The sequence below is a fragment of the [Lactobacillus] timonensis genome, assembly GCF_900240275.1.
GTDB lineage: Bacteria > Bacillota > Bacilli > Lactobacillales > Lactobacillaceae > Limosilactobacillus > Limosilactobacillus timonensis.
In genome coordinates this window covers 1,188,023-1,206,082 of the sequence record NZ_LT964761.1, presented here as the reverse complement: position 1 = coordinate 1,206,082, position 18,060 = coordinate 1,188,023, and the positions used below count along the sequence as shown (strand labels likewise).

Here is an 18,060-nt window from a genome sequence, read left to right as displayed (position 1 = left end):
AGCAGTAACTGCTAACGAGTGCTAATTTAAAGGGGGTTCATATTTTGAACTTAGTGCCAACTGTGATTGAACAGTCCTCACGTGGTGAACGTGCCTACGACATTTACTCACGTCTGTTGAAGGACCGCATCATCATGCTGTCAGGGCCGATCAACGATGACGTCGCTAATTCCATCGTTGCTCAGCTGCTGTTCCTTGATGCTCAAGATTCAAGCAAAGATATTTACATGTATATCAACTCTCCTGGTGGTGTTGTTACTGCCGGAATGGCCATCTACGACACGATGAACTACATCAAGTCAGATGTTCAAACAATTGTCATCGGGATGGCCGCTTCAATGGCCAGTGTCCTTGCATCATCTGGTGCCAAGGGTAAGCGGTTTGGTTTGCCACACTCTGAGGTATTGATTCACCAACCTTCTGGCGGTGCTCAGGGTCAGCAAACTGAGATTGAAATCGCCGCAACTGAAATTCTGAAGACTCGTAAGATGCTCAATGGCATCCTGGCAAAGAATTCTGGTCAAGATTTGGAAACCATTCAACGTGACACTGAACGCGACCACTATTTCACAGCTCAAGAAGCAGTGGATTATGGTCTGCTCGATGCCGTGATGGACAAAAACGAAACTAAGTAACATTTAAAGGTTCTACACTATTCGGTACTGATGGAATTTTCCATCGGTACCGTTTTTCGTTTATGATGACAATAAAAAAAACGGACAATCACCCCAAAGCCTAAATCGTGGTGATTGTCCTCCAGAAAGGAAATTAATCCTCATGACTAATGATATCAACTTTTTAACCGGAATCCAAGACCCAGGGCTTCAGCTGGATAAANATGACAAAAAAAAAAACGGACAATCACCCCAAAGCCTAAATCGTGGTGATTGTCCTCCAGAAAGGAAATTAATCCTCATGACTAATGATATCAACTTTTTAACCGGAATCCAAGACCCAGGGCTTCAGCTGGATAAAGAAGGGGCTGAGACTATTGATGACCAAACCAAAATCATTCATTTGGTCAAGACTGGTGAATGTCGTTGTCCTGTTTGTGGACGCCCGATGTTGAAGAATGGTTTTCGTCATCGCCCAGTAGTCATTACCGCCCTGTCGGTCGCTGGTGTAAAGACCATTCTCATGATTAAAAAACAGCAGTATATCTGTAAGCCGTCCACTAAATGTCCGCAAACCGTGACGAAAATCGCCACGATTAAAGGCATTAGCCGCGGCTGTCGGATTGCTAATAACGTGAAGCAATTCATTATCAAAGACCTTCACCGTAATATTTCACAGAAAGAGTTAGCCCATAACTATTACGTGTCTGCTAGTACCGTTGCCAGAACCATCGATACGCTAGAAAACACCTTTGTTCCTGAGAAAGATTGGCTGCCGGCAACGATTGCTTTTGATGACTTCAAGTCAGGCCAATTCGCTGATAGTGGGATGAGCATGCTCTTAATGAATCCGACTAATCATCGCACCATCGATATTATTAAATCCCGGAACTCGCGTTATTTAAAGCAATACTTTTATCGTCACTTTACCCGGCGGGCCCGATGTGCTGTCCGTTTGATTGTCGTCGACCTTTATCAACCTTACCGGAGCTTAATCAAGGAACTCTTTCCTCATGCCCGAATTATTGCCGATCATTTTCATATCGTTGCCCAGGCGTATCGGGCACTTCAAGCGGTGCGGATTAAAGTAATGAATCGTTATGGTCATGGCACCCACGAGTATCGCGTTTTAAAGCGTTTCTGGAAGTTACTTTTACAAAAAATCGCTCATTTAGATAATATTCACCACTATCCACGGCGCAACTTTCGTGGCGCCTGGTTGTCTGATAGTGAGGTCATTGATCGGCTTTTGTCCATGTCACCCGAATTGCAAATAGCTTATGACTACTACCAAACTTTGATAGAGGCAGTGGATCAAGGTCAAGCAGCAGAGTTAACGGCACTCTTACAACGCAAACTCACTAATCTGCCTAAACAATTACAAAAAGTCCAGCGGACTTTACGGCAACACCAGGAAGAAATCATCAGGAGCTTTCAATACCAGTTAACTAATGGTCCCATTGAGGGTACTAATAACAAAATCAAAGTAATCAAACGGACGGCTTATGGTTTTCGCAACTTTTTCCGGTTCCGGATTCGCATACTAATAGCATTAAAAAATTCGCACATCATGGTTCAGGCACCCATAATCACAAGAAAAACCAGCCCAAGCAAACTAGTTGCTTGAACTGGTCAAAATTAGCTATCAGTACCGATTGACAAAGAGCCCATTTAAACAATTGAAAGAGCCGGTGCTGAGGTGCGCCGGCTCTTTTGTTTTACTTAGCAGGATTCTTCAAGAAAGGCTTCTTGAAGAGGTACTGGTGACCAGCAGTCAAATCATACTGAACCAGTTGGTAATCATGCAACAATCGCTGTTGTCGCTTGTTCAAACTAACTTGCTTCCCCTTCGAATTAACAAACGATGTACCACCAGTATGTACCGTGTTGTTATGATCAGTTCCGTTTAGCGACAGACTCATGGCTGGCATCTGGGTATAAACACGCGTTAACAAGGCATAATACGGCGATACCTTCACCCCCATCTGGGCTAGTGCCATAGCTGGAAAATCGTTTGGACTCACTAGTTCACTATGGGTCAGTCGCTTGCCATGCCCAGCCGCAGCCTTATTGCTATAAATCCAGTAGTCGGTCTCGTGTAGTTTCACCCCGTAACGGTTCATCGAAACATGACCATAGATACCAGGCAAGTGATCACCATACCAAACAACCGTCACTGGTTTATCTACCTTATCCAGTGATTCCAGGAAATTTTTCGTTGCCTCATCAGTATAAGAAGCCCCCTGGGTGTAAGTTTCAATCTTCTGTTTACTACTGCCGGTCGCTGCTTCACCGCTAACTTGGAACCGATTATGACGGTAGTAATTCTCCAAATATGGCATGTGATTCTGCATTGTTGCTACCTGAATAAATTGGCCATCCTGGTGATTGGCCAAAACTTTCAGCGTCTGCCGATAAGTAGAACTATCAGCAACCCGGGGGTTATTTTCGATAGTTCGGGTATACGTTAGCCCCGGGTGACTACCAAAGCAGTAAAAACGGTTAAACTTAAACTTCGGATAAACCCGGTTACGGCTGTAAAGTTGTCCAGAAAACGGGTGGACCGCCTGGGAATAATTAAACAGCTGGTTAATTGACCACGCTCGCCGTTGGTAGGGGACCAGTTGTGAGTACGGCGTTGGTAACGTTGCTGAAAAATTAGCTTCTGACAGACCCGTGAGTGCCATGTATTCCATATTGGCGGTTCCCCCACCATAACCAGAACTCAGCATTAACCCGCCTGTTGTCTGTTTTTTCAACTGACTAATGAACGGAAGCGGATTTCCACCCTGAACGGTTAAAGTCGGAACGCGCCGCGGGTCCGCGAAGCTCTCGCTGAGGATAAAAATTAACGACTGCTGATTAGCAGTTCCCCGACGATCACGATTTATTTGCGCACCAACCCGCTGATACTTTTGCGCCAGTTTATTCATCGTCGCCGCAGAATATCCCTTCGGCTTATCCATCACAGTGACGTCGACATTGTTGGCAAATTGTAAGAGGGTCCCGTTAATTTTTGCTCCCCGAATTTGTTTATAAAAATACGGGACATCCTGCGCGCTTTCCAGGTATGACTTGACCGGGCTGTGCGGGTGGTTGGCAACTTTAAAACAACCGAGAAAAGCCAGTGAGACAATCAATAATCCTACTCGTCCTCGCCAGGTCATCCCCTGATGATGGTCACGCCACTGGAGAAAGACGGCAGCAACGATTAATCCTGCCAACGTTGCCACAGCAACCAGCAAAATGTTGCGGTTCACCATTCCTAATATTTCACGCGGGGCTGTTATCATTGAAAGGTCGGAAGGCAAGATTGGCTCATCACGGCTAGCGATTTTCAACTGAGATGCCGTTGTCCATCCGAGTGAGAAAACAATCATCAAGAGTAGCGATGGCCAGTACCAGTTAGTGATCGCCATTGCTATGCCAAAAATAGCGAGAAGGATGGCAATATTTAACCACACAAGGGCGGTTCGTTCCTTCATAATCCAGGACAGCATATTAAAGCTGCCATCCCACAGGAGAAGGTAAGAAAAAAGTACTAGCAACCAGGCGGAAAAAATTGCCAACCAGGAACGCCAATGATCAATAGCCCAATGTCCAATTTTCTGTAAAACCGCAAGCAACGCGACAGGTTTGTTATGGCGTTGCCACCAGGAGAGTGTCAGTCGGCCACCGATGGCCACTAAGGGCGTGACGATTACAATCTCCACCAGGTCAAGTGACCAGGCTGGCCACCCTGTCCGGAAAAATGGCGCCGCGAGTGTCTGGGCTGCGATCATCATTCCCAAAACCCAGGTATAGTAAATAATTTTCCCATCTGACACGGTCGCGTGCTGGTGATTTTTGATGTACCAAGCCGCCAGCACCACCACCAGTACTAACATAAACGACTGAGTACTGCTGAGACCTACCAGATAGTGGGTAGAAGCTGTGAGTCCGTCATGAGGACTATACTGAACAATATTGGTACGGTGCCACATTTCTAGTCCCGCTAGAAGCCAGGATCCAAGTGCTACCCAGGCAAATTGCCAATTAGAAAAGTGACGCCATGACTGGTCACTGTCCAGGACATCACCCACCAGAAACAAAAAGAGCAGCCAGGTAATGGTATTACCAGTCCGGAAACCAAAGAAATCCCGGTGCCACACTAAGTTGGTAACAAAGAAAACCAGTCCCACCGCAATGACGACTCGCCGGCGAAAACGTAATGGCAGCCTGCTCAAAACGGCCTTTAGGCGGGGTGCCATGATAACTAACGCCGCCATCATTAACCAGAAAGCAAAAACATTCGCCATCAGGTAAAGTTCTCGTGGGTCGCTAGGTGGCTGGGGGAAAAAACGGTCAACCACGGAAAAGACTGCCCCAATGACGACCATCACCCCACCTAACATGGTTGTGTGGTCACTACTTTTACTTTGTGCTCCTAAGAGAACGGGTGCAGTTACGGTTAACGCAACCGCTAACGTCTTGAGAAGCCACATCACCACAAAAATGAGGGTTCCTCCATTATTGGTTAAAGTCTGTCCCGCCGTCAGAACAATCCCCAGTAGTATTAATAAAAGGGCCACCATGCTTGACCAATCGAGCCTGTTTCTTCCCTTCTCGTCTCTCATGAAATCCTTCCTTTTTCCGATTATGAACATTCTGTCTCATTATCAGTGTTTCGCTTTACTTTGACAATGGTCAATCTTAAACAATTGTCGCCCACCTGTGCAAGTCAAAAAATAATAATAAAACCCGGTATTCCTGTGAGATACCGGGCATATTTACTTAGTGACAGTTGATCGCAGTTTTTCAGCATATTGGTTAATCTTTCGCAACCGGTGGTTAACCCCTGACTTAGAAATCGGGCCATCAGGTACCAGTTCACCTAACTCTTTGAGGCTGACTTCCTGATGAGCTAGTCGCGTTTTTGCAATCATCTGCAATTTGGGTGGCAGCTGATTGAGGCCAACTCGCTCATCAATAAACCGAATGTTTTCAATCTGGCGGTTAGAGGCGTTAGCCACCTTATCCATATTTGCGTTTTCACAATTTACCAGGCGGTTAACAGAATTACGCATATCTCGGACAATCCGGATGTTTTCGAACTTCAGCATCGCAGACGTGGCCCCGATTAACTGCAGAAAATTGGCAATTTTTTCTGCTTCTTTGAGGTAGACAATGTAGCCGCTCCGCCGACTAGTGGTACGGGCATTAAGGTGGTAACGGTTAATCAACTTGGCGATTGTTTCATTATGCTCCTCGTATAGCGAATAAATTTCAAGGTGGTAACGAGAAGTTTCAGGATTATTGACTGAGCCCCCCGCCAAAAATGCGCCACGGAGATATGAACGAATCATCAAGTCGTTTTTCAGCAACTCTAGCGGGACGTCTTCGCGAATCGATAGCCCATCAATAATTCCCAAATCAGTCAGCAATTCCCGCGCATGGTAGCGAAGGCGGACGACATAGGTATTGTTCTTCTTTAACCTCATTTTTCGCCGTACCAGAATGTCACTTTCGATCTGATAAAAATCCTTAATCAGTTTATAAATACGGCGAGCAATGGCCGGACTTTCGGTGGCTACGTTCAGCACCAACTGGTGGTTAGACAAACCAACTGAGCCATTCATCCGGATCAGTGCCATCAGCTCCGCCTTCGCATTTCCACGGTGGACTTCAAGTCCCGTCAATTCTTTCTTTACTTCACTAGCGTAAGACATCACCCAGCCTCCTTTCTATCACGTCAATCGTGGACGTCGTGTAGTCGGTTCATTAATTCATTGACCACTGATCCTTGGTCGTGGAATGCACCATTATTCCGAAGACGAACAAAGTTAGCCGAAATCACACGGCATCCTTGTTCCCGCAAACCAGCAAAGTCGTGGCTGACCGGCTGAGAAATCTCGTTCCACTGTTGGAAATTGATGTAATCTTCTGGTACTGGCTGAATGTTAACCAGGACTGTATCGATAAAGTGACAGCCCAAGTGGTCGTTCAGAACGCGAACGTGGTCAGCATCGGTAAAGTGGTCCGTTTCGCCCTTCTGGGTCATAATGTTGCAAATGTAAATCACTTCAGCCTTGGTTTTTGTGACTGCTTTTCCAACGTTTTTAATCATCAGGTTGGGCAAGATACTGGTAAAGAGACTGCCGGGACCGAGAACGATTTGGTCGGCCTCCATAATGGCATCAATTACCTGGTGCATGGCAGCCACTTGGTGTCCATCATCATCGTGGGTTGCGCTCACCCAAACCCGCTTAATCTGGTTATGGGCAGCCGTGATCTCTGATTCCCCGCTTAGCATTTGGCCGTTCATAAACTCTGCATTGAGCGTTAGCGGCTCGTTAGCCACCGGAAAAATATGACCATGGATTTTCATCATGGCTGATAGCTCTTGAACCGCCGAAAAGATATCACCCTTCATTTCATTAAGTGCCGAAATAATTAGGTTACCGATCGCGTGCCCCGCCAGAAAACTATCTTTGGATTCGAAACGGTACTGAAAGATTTGTTGTTCCAACGGTGGCAAATCGCAGAGTGCCACTAAGGCGTTACGAATATCACCAGGCGGGACGACGTTCACGTAGTTCCGCAAAATTCCCGAAGATCCTCCGTCGTCGGCTACCGTCACAATCGCCGTAATATCAACGTCCTTGTCCCGTAATCCCCGCAAGATAATCGGAAGTCCGGTTCCCCCGCCAATCACCACAATTTTTGGCTTGTGATACATTTTACAGTCCTCCTATTGTGCTTTGCCAATGTCACGATGATGAACGTTAACGGTATAGTGATTCTTTTTCAAGGCTGTCGCTACCCGGTTAGCAATAGTCACTGAGCGGTGTTGACCACCCGTACAGCCAATGGCAATTGTCAGACTACTCTTCCCCTCGTGAATGTATCCGGGCAAAGTCGATTTCAACAGTTGGAGGAAATGCCGGTAAAAGTTTTGCGCAGTAGGGTTGTTCATCACATATTCCTGGACAGCGGTATCATTACCGGTCAAGTGTTTTAATGCTGGCACATAGAACGGATTGGGCAAGAAACGTACATCCATTACGACGTCTGCGTCTAGCGGCAAGCCATACTTAAAGCCAAACGACATTACTTCAATGTAGAAGTTACTACCCGCACCTTCGCCAAAATAATCAGCAATCCGTACTTTCAGGTTGTGCGGCGTGAGGGTGGTCGTGTCAATAACGACGTCTGACCTACTCTTCAACCCGTTCATCAGCTGACGTTCCTTCCTGATTCCTTGAAGGACTGTACCATGCAGTGACAGGGGGTGGCTGCGCCTTGTTTCCTTGTAACGTGACACAAGGCGTTCATCAGTTGCATCCAGGAAAATAACGTTAACGTGTAAATCATGACGTTCTCGCAAGTCAGCAATGGTCCCGCCTAGCTGGTCATAAAACCCACGTGCCCGCGAATCGATGACCATCGCCACCTTGTTGTACTGGTGAGATTCTTCCATCACGTTGATGAATTTACTGACAAGAGACGGGATCATATTATCAATCACAAAATAGCCAAGATCCTCCACACTATGGACGGCTACCGTCTTACCAGCACCGCTCATCCCGGTAATAATCAAGACTTCCATTTTGGCAGACATTACATTTCCTCCTTTAAACACATTCAACAGTATAACATACCGGGCGTGTCATCACATTTCAGACCTACTGGAGGCACCCTGACTAATCAAAAAGCCGCGGCGTAGGTTCAACCTTACTGTCGCGACTTTTCTACTGCTTATTCCACTCTACTTATTCCTGCTTTTTCATCAGCTCGGGATGGGCTTGTGCCCAGTCAGGATCGCGTTGAAGCATCGGTAATAAGTAGTGGCCAGTGTAGCTTGCTTTAACCTGAGAAACTTTTTCTGGTGTTCCAGTGGCAACCACCCGGCCGCCGGCTTCCCCACCTTCTGGGCCAAGATCGATCAACCAGTCAGCAGCCTTCACCACGTCTAATTCGTGTTCAATCACCAACACGGTGTTGCCCGCATCGACCAGTCGTTGGATGACTCCCAGCAGACGCTTAATATCATCCATGTGCAACCCCGTTGTTGGTTCATCAAGAACGTAAAAACTCTTCCCGTGGCTCTGCTTATGCAGTTCAGCAGCCAGTTTCATTCGCTGTGCCTCACCACCCGAGAGCGTTGTAGCGGGCTGCCCCAGGTGAACGTAACCAAGTCCAACATCTTCAATTGTCTGCAACTTTCGCTTGATCTTCGGAATGGCGCTGAAGAACTTCAAAGCTTCACTCACAGTCATGTTGAGCACGTCAGCAATATTTTTACCCTTATATTCAACTTCCAGCGTTTCGGAATTATAACGGGTCCCATGGCACACCTCGCAGGGAACGTAAACATCCGGCAAAAAGTTCATTTCAATCTTTAAAATTCCGTCACCATGGCAGGCTTCACAACGCCCACCCTTAATGTTGAAGCTAAAGCGTCCCTTGCTATAACCACGAATTTTCGCGTCGTTGGTCTGAGCAAACAGTTCACGAATATCATCAAAGACTCCCGTATAGGTGGCCGGGTTACTCCGCGGCGTCCGCCCAATCGGTGACTGGTCAATATCAATGATCTTTTCAACCTGGTCCAACCCGCTAACTGATTGATATTTTCCTGGTTTGGCAGAATTGTGATTCAGCTTCTGAGCCAAAAGCCGCTTTAAAATCAAGTTAACCAGGGTGGACTTGCCGGAACCGGAGACGCCTGTGACACAGATAAATTTGCCCAGTGGGAACTTCACCGTAATGTTCTTCAGGTTGTTCGCCGCTGCTCCCTTCAGGACAATCTGGTGTCCGTTACCAGCCCGCCTGGTCAGCGGTACTGAAATTCGCTTTTTCCCTGACAAGTATTGACCCGTTAACGACTTCCGGCTACGCATAATCTGCTTTGGTGTTCCCGCAGCCATTACTTGACCACCATGCTCACCAGCGCCAGGGCCGATATCGATAATGTAGTCAGCTGCCCGCATCGTATCCTCATCGTGCTCGACGACAATTAAGGTGTTCCCTAGATCACGCATTTTTTTTAGCGAAGAGATCAAACGGTTATTGTCTCGCTGATGAAGACCAATCGATGGTTCGTCAAGAACATAAATAACCCCGGAAAGATTTGAGCCAATCTGGGTGGCAAGCCTAATCCGCTGGGCTTCCCCACCAGAAAGGGTATTAGCTGACCGGCTTAGTGTGAGGTAATCCACGCCCACATTCTTCATAAATGTTAGTCGATCAAGAATTTCCTTCAAAATTGGCCGCGCAATTTTTTCATCCTGGTCAGACAGGGTCACCGCTTTAAAGAACTCAATTGCTTTACTAATCGGCAGTTCTGAGACTTGCCCGATATTTTCTCCATTGATCTGCACACACAGGGCGCGTTGGTTTAGACGGTAGCCATGGCAAACTGGACATGGTAATTCTGTCATGTACTTACGCATCTGTTCTCGAGTAAAGTCCGAATTAGTTTCGTGGTAACGACGCTTAACGTTATTTACTACCCCTTCAAACTTCACATCAACATCCCGGATGCCCCCGTAGTCATTCTCGTAGTGGAAGTGAAATTCCTTCTCACCGTTGCCATATAAAATTTGCCGTTGTTGCTTTTTCGTCAGCTGATTAAAAGGCACATTCATCGGAATACCAGCGGACTGACAAAATTGCTCCAAAAGCGACGGGTAATACTTTGACGAGATCGGGTTCCATGGCACCATTGCTCCTTCGCGCAGGGTTTTACTCCGGTCAGGAACCACCAGGTCCACGTCAACTGCCAATTTCATGCCCAATCCCTCACATTCCGGGCAAGCTCCCATCGGGGCATTAAAGGAAAACAGTCGTGGCTCTAATTCGCCAACCGTAAACCCACAAATCGGGCAGGCATAGTGTTCAGAAAAAGGAATGGGGTCCCCGCCAATGACGTCAGCAATTGCGTAACCGTCGCTCAACCGCAATGCCGCTTCAAACGAGTCAAATAAGCGCGAACGGATCCCGTTCTTGACGATAATCCGGTCCACGACCACGTTGACATCGTGATTCTTGTTCTTATTTAACTCTGGAACCTCGTCTAAATCGTAAGTTTCGCCATCAACCTGTACCCGAACAAAACCATCACGTTTGATTTTGGCCAGGACCTTCTTCTGCGTCCCCTTCTTGTGACGAACAACTGGTGAAAGAATCTGCAGCCGGGTCTTTACCGGCAATTGCAAAATACGGTCCACCATCTGTTCAGGCGACTGGCTAGTAATTGGAATGTGGTCGTTCGGGCAGATTGGCGTTCCGACCCGCGCCCACAGCAAACGCAAAAAATCGTTAATTTCCGTGACCGTCCCGACCGTCGAGCGCGGGTTATGGCTGGTCGTTTTCTGATCGATTGAAATTGCTGGTGACAACCCTTCGATGCTGTCAACGTCGGGTTTATCCATCTGCCCCAAGAATTGCCGCGCATAGGCGGACAAGCTTTCAACATACCGCCGCTGTCCTTCGGCGTAAAGAGTATCAAAAGCCAGCGAGCTCTTACCAGATCCAGATAACCCGGTAATAACTACCAGTTTATCTTTGGGAATAGTCACGTTAATGTTTTTGAGGTTGTGGGCCCGCGCTCCACGAATAATAATCTTGTTATTGGCCACTACTTCTTACCTCGCTTTCCTGATGATTTCTTTACTGACCCCTTTAATTCAAGGACCGTATCACGCAGTGTTGCAGCCTGTTCAAAGTCAAGCCGTTTAGCAGCATCTCGCATTTGCTCTGTCAAATCATCAATCATCTGCCGTTGGGCATTACCGTCCAACTTGGCGAAATCTTTGTTGGTGAACTCAGTATCTGTCTTTTCATCATCCTCCACTGGCGTTCCTGCAGTAATTGCAGCCGCAATGGGCTTGATAATGGTTTTCGGCGTAATGCCATGATCATGGTTATATTTTTCTTGAATTTGCCGGCGGCGGTGAGTTTCATCAATCGCCTTTTGCATGGATTCGGTCACACTATCAGCATACATGATAACTGCACCGTGTTCGTTACGGGCGGCACGACCGATAGTTTGGATCAACGACCGCTCATTACGCAAAAAGCCTTCCTTATCGGCATCCAAAATGGCTACGAGAGAAACTTCTGGAACGTCAAGACCTTCACGCAACAGGTTAATTCCTACCAGAACGTCAAATTTACCCAGTCTCAAATCCCTAATAATCTGCGTCCGCTCCAGCGTCTTGATGTCGCTGTGAAGGTATTTACACTTGATGCCCAAATCCTTCAGGTAGTCACTCAAGTCTTCAGCCATCTTTTTGGTCAAGGTTGTCACAAAGACCCGTTCATGGTGGTCAATCCGCTGGTGAATCTCACCAACTAAATTATCAATCTGCCCCATTACTGGACGGACCTCAATCGTCGGGTCCAATAACCCAGTTGGCCGGATCACTTGTTGAATAACGTGGTCCGTTTGGTTTAGTTCGTATGGTCCCGGGGTAGCAGACATGTAAACGACCTGATTAACCCGTTGCTCAAATTCCTTTAGCTTGAGCGGACGGTTATCCAGCGCACTTGGCAAACGGAAGCCGTAATTGATCAACATCTGTTTACGTGCCCGGTCACCGTTATACATTCCGCGAACCTGCGGCATTGTTTGGTGGGATTCATCGACCACCAGTAAAAAATCTTTCGGAAAGAAATCCAAGAGGGTGAACGGCGGCTCTCCTGCCTGTCGGCCATCCATGTAACGTGAATAATTTTCAATCCCGTTAGTGTAACCCATTTCACGCATCATCTCGATGTCAAAGGTGGTACGCTGCTGAATCCGCTCGGCTTCAAGCAGCTTTCCTTCCTTGGTAAACTTAGCAACCTGTTCTTCCATTTCCTGCTTGATCTGTGGCAGTGCCCGGTTCATAACGTCCTCGTTGGTCATAAAGTGGGTTGCCGGGAAGATCGACACGTGCTGATAGTCGTCTAATACTTCACCTGTCAGAGCATCAACTTCGCGGATGCGGTCAATCTCGTCACCAAAAAATTCAATCCGCAACGCCTTTTCATCCCGTGACGCCGGGAAAACTTCGACGACATCACCATGAACACGGAATCGGCCACGTTCAAAGTCAATATCGTTACGGTCAAACTGGATTTCGACTAGGTCTTTGAGGAGGGTGTTACGTTCAATTTCTTGCCCAACGTGGAGTGATAACACCGCCTTTTGGTATTCACGCGGGTCACCTAGACCAAAAATACTGGAAACGGATGCCACAACAATGACGTCATTGCGCTCCAGGAGGGAACTTGTGGCCCCGTGACGGAGTTTATCGATCTCGTCATTGATGGAAGCATCCTTTTCAATATAGGTATCAGAGCTGGGAACATATGCTTCCGGTTGGTAGTAATCGTAGTAGGAAACAAAATACTCTACCGCATTGTGGGGAAAAAACTTCTTCATTTCACTGTAAAGCTGTCCGGCTAGAGTTTTATTATGGCTGAGGATTAAGGTCGGCTTATTAACGTTGGCAATTACGTTAGAAATGGTAAAGGTCTTGCCCGTCCCGGTCGCCCCTTCCAGGATTTGTGCTTTCTCGCCCTTTTTCAAACCCGTTGTAAGCTGCTGGATTGCCTCAGGCTGGTCACCAGTTGGCTGGTAGTCGGACACTAATTCAAACTTACGGTCTGGTTGCCGGTAAATCATGATATCCTCCCTTTTTTCCGTGTTAAAAAGGGGAAAGCAACTGCCATCCCCTTCAAAATCTTCCATTATTTTACCACACGAACATATATTCGTCGAAAAATATGCAAAACAAAAAGGACGCAAGTGCCGCGTCCCTCAAGCTTATTCCTTTGTTAATTCTTCAATGGCAGCTTCAAACTGATCAAGCTTCTGGTTAGCTTCCTCCAGTGTCGTTGCAGCCGTCCCAACGTAAAATTTCAGCTTTGGTTCGGTTCCAGACGGCCGGATAGCAATCCAGGTCTCGTCATCTAAAATGTACTTCAAGACATTTGACGTTGGCATTCCCATCTTGGTCGTCTTACCATCCGTCGTGGTTGTGTCGTTGCTGAAGTCTTCAGTCGTCACTACTGAATGACCAGCGAAGTCAGTAATTCCTTCGTCACGGAACTTCTTCATCATTCCGCTCATCTTTTGTGGGCCATCAACACCAGGATACATCTTCGCAATGGTCTTCTCACGGAAGTAACCATATTTCTGGAACAGTTCCTGAACACCATCATACATCGTCATATGCCGACTGCGGTAGTAGGCTGCAATTTCTGCTAAGAGAGTTAGTGACTGGATGGCATCCTTGTCGCGCACAAACGGCTTAATCAGGTAACCATAACTTTCTTCGAATCCAAACATGAAGGTGTGGTCGGCCTTGCCAGTTTCGTACTGGTGGATCTGATCAGCAATCCACTTGAACCCTGTCAAAACATTGATCATCCCAACGCCATATGATTCAGCAATCTTGCTTGGCAGAGTTGATGAAACGATAGACTTGACTGCCACCGCGTTGTTAGGCAAAGTTCCCGCCTGCTTGTGTGCTTCCAATAAATAATGCAGCATGATAGCAGCAATTTGATTACCAGTCAGGAGTTGGTAGTCGCCATCTGGTTGACGGACCGCACAGCCAAGCCGGTCAGCGTCCGGGTCAGTTGCGATCAGAACGTCAGCATCGACTTTCTTACCCAGGGCAATCGACCGTACGAATGCTTCTGGAAATTCTGGGTTCGGATGTACCAATCCCGGAAAGTCGCCATTCGGTTGAGCTTCTGTTGGCTCAATGACGAAGTTGGTAAAGCCAGCTTGACGTAAAGCCCGTTCGCCAAGCATCCGCCCAGTCCCACATAGTGGTGAGAAGACAAACTTCATATCTTTGCCAAATTGATGGGCCAAGTCTTTGTTAACCGTGACGTCCTTAGCGTGTTGCAGGTAAGCGTGATCAACATCCTCACCCATTTCAATTTCTAGGCCACGGTTTTTCATTTCTTGTTCATCGGCCAATGGAATGTGGAACAGGTCATCAATTTGGCGAATATAGCCGGTCATCATGTCCGACTCTTTTGGCGGCATTTGACCACCATCTTCACCGTAAATCTTGTATCCGTTGTACTCCTTTGGGTTATGACTCGCTGTAATCATAATTCCGGCATAGCAGTGGTTGTAACGAACGGCGAACGATAACTCTGGTGTTGGGCGGACATTATCATAAATGTAGACTTTAATGTCATGAGCACCGAGCACCCGGGCGGCATCATGAGCAAACTCACGGGAATGGTGACGAGAATCAAAACTGATTGCAACCCCGCGTTGCTTAGTTTCTTCACCCAATGAATCCATTAAAGAAGCCAACCCAGCCGTTGCCTGCCGAACGGTGTAGATATTCATCCGGTTAATCCCCGGACCCATAATTCCCCGCATTCCGGCAGTCCCAAAAGACATCGGGGCATAAAAGGCATCCTTGATCTCCTCATCGTTTCCCTTAATTGCAGACAATTCGGCTTTCAAATCAGCCGCCAGATCAGGTTGGTCAACCCAACTCTGGTAAGTTTCTTTCCAGCTCAAAACGCCATCTCCTTCGTTTATTGAATCATCTCGTTAATTATACCGCAAACGACCGGTCCAAGCGACCACCCTAGACAAGTTGACCGTCAGCAAGCCACTGACGGATCTGGCAGGCAACACCATCATTTTCCGCGGAAGGAACAATTTTTTTTGGCAATCATTTTGACATCCTGCGCAGCGTTATCAACAGCTACTGGCCAGCCAACAGCGCTTAACATGGCTAAGTCATTGCCGCCATCCCCAAAAGCCGCTAATTCTTCTTTAGACAACGAAAAGTGCTGCCGCACGAAGTCAATGATCGTGGACTTTCCAGCAGAATCACTCGTGATCTCTAAATATCCATCTCCAGTCGAATAAATGCGGATATCAGGCAATGCTAGTTGTCGAATGGCCGTTGCCACCTGGTCAAACTGTTCATCGCTTGAAACGATCACCAGCATTGCCAAGACCTTGTCATCAATAGCCGGTCTTTGCTGGAGGCGTGGTTGAATGCCGGTATATTCCGCCTCCTCTTCAACATCGGGATCCAGACCGTTAGCATACCACTGGTTTAACCCGTACCAGCAATAGTGCAATTTTGGAAAACAAACTGACAACTTAGCCATCACTTTTTGCACCGTCACTGTTTTTATCGGAAAAGTTTTCAAAATCGTCGTTTTGCCCCTGACCACTTCAAAAATAACCGCGCCATTATTTGCGCAGTGAATACCGGTCAACCCCAATTGCTCGATCATCGGCCGCATTTGAATTGGCATTCTTCCAGATACTAAGGATAGTGGAACCGGACAATTGGATAACGTCGCAACAGTCCGCGCGGAAAACGGCCGGTAATAGGGTAATATTGTGCCGTCGATGTCAGAGAAAATCCACTTAATCATTGACAGCTGCTTTCTCCTGAAGGTAGTGATATACCTGCTGACCAGCAATGGCACCATCGCCCACTGCCGTTGCCACCTGACGTAATGGTGTTTCACGAACATCACCGATGGCAAAAATACCAGGCTGCGTCGTCTGCATCAGTGTGTCTGCCTTAACCCAGCCATGCTCGTCCAAAATCCCTAACTTCGTAAATGGCTTGGTCATCGGAACGCTGCCAACATAAATAAAGACACCATCAGCTTGGAGCTGGCCCTTCTCCTGGGTCTGGTTATTTACGGTAGTGACAGCCTGCACTTTTTTATCATCACCAGTGATAGCAGTCACACTGGTATTGAAGACAAATTCGATATTATCATGCTGTTTTGCCTGTTCTTGGAGAAGCGGTTGAGCCCGCAGGTGATCTTTGCGAACCAGGATGCTTACCTTGCTAGCCAGGCCAGCAAGGTAAGTCCCTTCTTCCACCGCCGAGTCACCACCGCCGACAACAACCACGTGCTGGTCACGGAAAAAAGCTCCGTCGCAAACTGCACAGTAGGAAACACCCCGGCCACCATATTCTTCTTCCCCAGGAACACCGAGGTGACGCTGGCTAGAACCAGTGGCAATGACGACTGCCTGGGCCCGGAAAGTATCCCCCATGTCAGTCTTCAATACTTTCCAATCGCCCTCAACATTCAATTCCTGCACCGTTCCGTAAGCGTACTGGGCACCAAACTGTGTAGCTCCCTGGTACATTTTTTCAGCCAACTCTGGACCTTTAACCGACTTAAAACCAGTGTAATTTTCAATTGTAGCGGTGTTATTGAGGTTACCACCATAAATCCCCCGGTCGAGCATCAGTACTGACAGGTTTGCACGCGACGCGTAGAGTGCCGCCGTCATGCCACCAGGTCCGGCACCAATCACAATTACATCGTAGTCTGTCTTTTTTTCTGCAGCCATCATAACCCCTCCTCATGGTCTTGTGATATTAACTTCATCATACCGGGACGCTGATGAAAAGTCTAGCAGAGAGCTTACATTTAGTAAGAGAACTTGCTAAAACTCTCCCGTCTCGACAGGTAATAAAAAAACGCTGGGAAATCCCAGCGTTTTTATTCGTAATTAGCAACAAGGTTACTTGTTACCTTTCTTTTTGTCTTCAGCGGTTAGCTTAGCACCCATGTCTTTCAAGTACTGACGAAGATCATCCTTAACCTGCGGGTGGTTCAAACCGTATTCGATGTTCGTCTGGATCCAGCCAAACTTGTTACCAACATCGTAACGCTTACCCTTAAATTCGTGGGCAAAGACGCGCTGTGTCTTGTTCAGCGTATCAATCGCGTCAGTCAGCTGAACTTCATTGCCCTTGCCCGGCTTCGTGTGGGCGAGAACATCAAAAATTTCAGGCGTAAAGATGTAGCGGCCGATAATTGCCAGGTCGCTTGGTGCATCAGCCGGATCAGGCTTTTCAACAAAGCTCGTTACATTGAACAATCCCGGCTTTACCTCTGCACTTGGGTTAATTACCCCGTACTTTGCAGTGTCTTCATGTGGCACCCGCATAACAGCTAAAGTAGAAGCACCAGTCTCATGATAACTATCAATCAGTTCCTTCGTCAGTGGAGAACCAGTCCCATCGATGTTGTTCAAGTCGTCACCGAGCATCACAACAAACGGTTCGTCCCCGATAAAGTCACGTGCAGTCAAAACAGCATCACCCAGGCCACGCGGGTGTGACTGACGAATGAAGTAAATGTTGATGTCAGTGGTTTCTTGAACCAGCTTCAGCATTTCATCCTTGTGCTTAGCCTTCAGGTTATCTTCCAGTTCCGGGTTGGAATCAAAGTGGTCTTCAATGGAACGCTTATTTTTTCCGTCGACCACAACGATATCCTCAATACCAGACTTCCGGGCTTCTTCGACAATAAACTGAATCGTTGGCTTGTCAACAATTGGCAGCATTTCCTTGGCCAGCGCCTTCGTAGCTGGCAGGAAACGAGTCCCTAACCCAGCGGCCGGAATAATGGCCTTTCGTACTTTCTTCATTACTCAAAATCCCTT

Annotated in this window: 12 protein-coding genes; 2 read left to right on the top strand and 10 right to left on the bottom strand. The window is 47.3% G+C overall.

Annotated elements, in window-relative coordinates:
- Positions 1–44: 44 nt before the first annotated feature.
- Both clpP and C1710_RS05820 read left to right on the top strand, forming a co-directional pair.
- On the top strand, positions 45–635 hold the full coding sequence (gene clpP / locus C1710_RS05825; RefSeq protein ID WP_102281006.1) for an ATP-dependent Clp endopeptidase proteolytic subunit ClpP: 591 nt from the start codon (positions 45–47) through the stop codon (positions 633–635).
- Positions 636–915: 280 nt separating this feature from the next.
- Positions 916–2,241, top strand: coding sequence for an ISL3 family transposase (locus C1710_RS05820; RefSeq protein ID WP_102279250.1), 1,326 nt, complete (start codon positions 916–918; stop codon positions 2,239–2,241).
- 91 nt (positions 2,242–2,332) lie between these two features.
- Here the strand turns inward: C1710_RS05820 and C1710_RS05815 are convergent, their stop codons facing one another.
- The 10 genes from C1710_RS05815 to galU form a co-directional block, all read right to left on the bottom strand.
- Positions 2,333–5,230 carry an LTA synthase family protein gene (locus C1710_RS05815; RefSeq protein WP_180961315.1) on the bottom strand — a complete coding sequence of 966 codons (2,898 nt, stop codon included), beginning with the start codon at positions 5,228–5,230 and terminating at the stop codon, positions 2,333–2,335.
- A gap of 153 nt (positions 5,231–5,383) precedes the next feature.
- On the bottom strand, positions 5,384–6,322 hold the full coding sequence (gene whiA / locus C1710_RS05810; RefSeq protein WP_102281003.1) for a DNA-binding protein WhiA: 939 nt from the start codon (positions 6,320–6,322) through the stop codon (positions 5,384–5,386).
- A 23-nt stretch (positions 6,323–6,345) separates the two neighbouring features.
- Positions 6,346–7,332 (bottom strand): gluconeogenesis factor YvcK family protein, encoded by a 987-nt coding sequence (locus C1710_RS05805; protein ID WP_102281001.1) that lies wholly within the window; start codon positions 7,330–7,332, stop codon positions 6,346–6,348.
- A gap of 12 nt (positions 7,333–7,344) precedes the next feature.
- Positions 7,345–8,214 carry an RNase adapter RapZ gene (gene rapZ / locus C1710_RS05800; RefSeq protein WP_102281000.1) on the bottom strand — a complete coding sequence of 290 codons (870 nt, stop codon included), beginning with the start codon at positions 8,212–8,214 and terminating at the stop codon, positions 7,345–7,347.
- 151 nt (positions 8,215–8,365) lie between these two features.
- A complete protein-coding gene (gene uvrA, locus C1710_RS05795; RefSeq protein ID WP_102280998.1) occupies positions 8,366–11,236 on the bottom strand; it encodes an excinuclease ABC subunit UvrA in 2,871 nt (956 codons plus the stop codon).
- On the bottom strand, positions 11,236–13,269 hold the full coding sequence (gene uvrB / locus C1710_RS05790) for an excinuclease ABC subunit UvrB (RefSeq protein WP_102280997.1): 2,034 nt from the start codon (positions 13,267–13,269) through the stop codon (positions 11,236–11,238). Before uvrB ends, uvrA begins: the two co-directional genes overlap by 1 nt.
- A gap of 141 nt (positions 13,270–13,410) precedes the next feature.
- Positions 13,411–15,138, bottom strand: coding sequence for a phospho-sugar mutase (locus C1710_RS05785; RefSeq protein ID WP_102280995.1), 1,728 nt, complete (start codon positions 15,136–15,138; stop codon positions 13,411–13,413).
- Between the two features lie 122 nt (positions 15,139–15,260).
- On the bottom strand, positions 15,261–16,016 hold the full coding sequence (locus C1710_RS05780; protein ID WP_180961314.1) for an HAD-IIB family hydrolase: 756 nt from the start codon (positions 16,014–16,016) through the stop codon (positions 15,261–15,263).
- Positions 16,009–16,959, bottom strand: coding sequence for a thioredoxin-disulfide reductase (trxB, locus tag C1710_RS05775; protein WP_102280992.1), 951 nt, complete (start codon positions 16,957–16,959; stop codon positions 16,009–16,011). Before trxB ends, C1710_RS05780 begins: the two co-directional genes overlap by 8 nt.
- A 174-nt stretch (positions 16,960–17,133) precedes the next feature.
- Positions 17,134–18,045 (bottom strand): UTP--glucose-1-phosphate uridylyltransferase GalU, encoded by a 912-nt coding sequence (gene galU, locus C1710_RS05770; protein ID WP_102280990.1) that lies wholly within the window; start codon positions 18,043–18,045, stop codon positions 17,134–17,136.
- Positions 18,046–18,060: the final 15 nt, after the last annotated feature.

What these genes read in the sequence shown, in the direction of transcription:
- C1710_RS05820 (WP_102279250.1), top strand. Translation starts at nt 916, where the DNA reads ATGACTAATGATATCAACTTTTTAACCGGAATCCAAGACCCAGGGCTT.
- C1710_RS05815 (WP_180961315.1), bottom strand. Translation starts at nt 5,230, where the DNA reads ATGAGAGACGAGAAGGGAAGAAACAGGCTCGATTGGTCAAGCATGGTG.
- whiA (WP_102281003.1), bottom strand. Translation starts at nt 6,322, where the DNA reads ATGTCTTACGCTAGTGAAGTAAAGAAAGAATTGACGGGACTTGAAGTC.
- C1710_RS05805 (WP_102281001.1), bottom strand. Translation starts at nt 7,332, where the DNA reads ATGTATCACAAGCCAAAAATTGTGGTGATTGGCGGGGGAACCGGACTT.
- rapZ (WP_102281000.1), bottom strand. Translation starts at nt 8,214, where the DNA reads ATGTCTGCCAAAATGGAAGTCTTGATTATTACCGGGATGAGCGGTGCT.
- uvrB (WP_102280997.1), bottom strand. Translation starts at nt 13,269, where the DNA reads ATGATTTACCGGCAACCAGACCGTAAGTTTGAATTAGTGTCCGACTAC.
- C1710_RS05780 (WP_180961314.1), bottom strand. Translation starts at nt 16,016, where the DNA reads ATGATTAAGTGGATTTTCTCTGACATCGACGGCACAATATTACCCTAT.
- trxB (WP_102280992.1), bottom strand. Translation starts at nt 16,959, where the DNA reads ATGGCTGCAGAAAAAAAGACAGACTACGATGTAATTGTGATTGGTGCC.
- galU (WP_102280990.1), bottom strand. Translation starts at nt 18,045, where the DNA reads ATGAAGAAAGTACGAAAGGCCATTATTCCGGCCGCTGGGTTAGGGACT.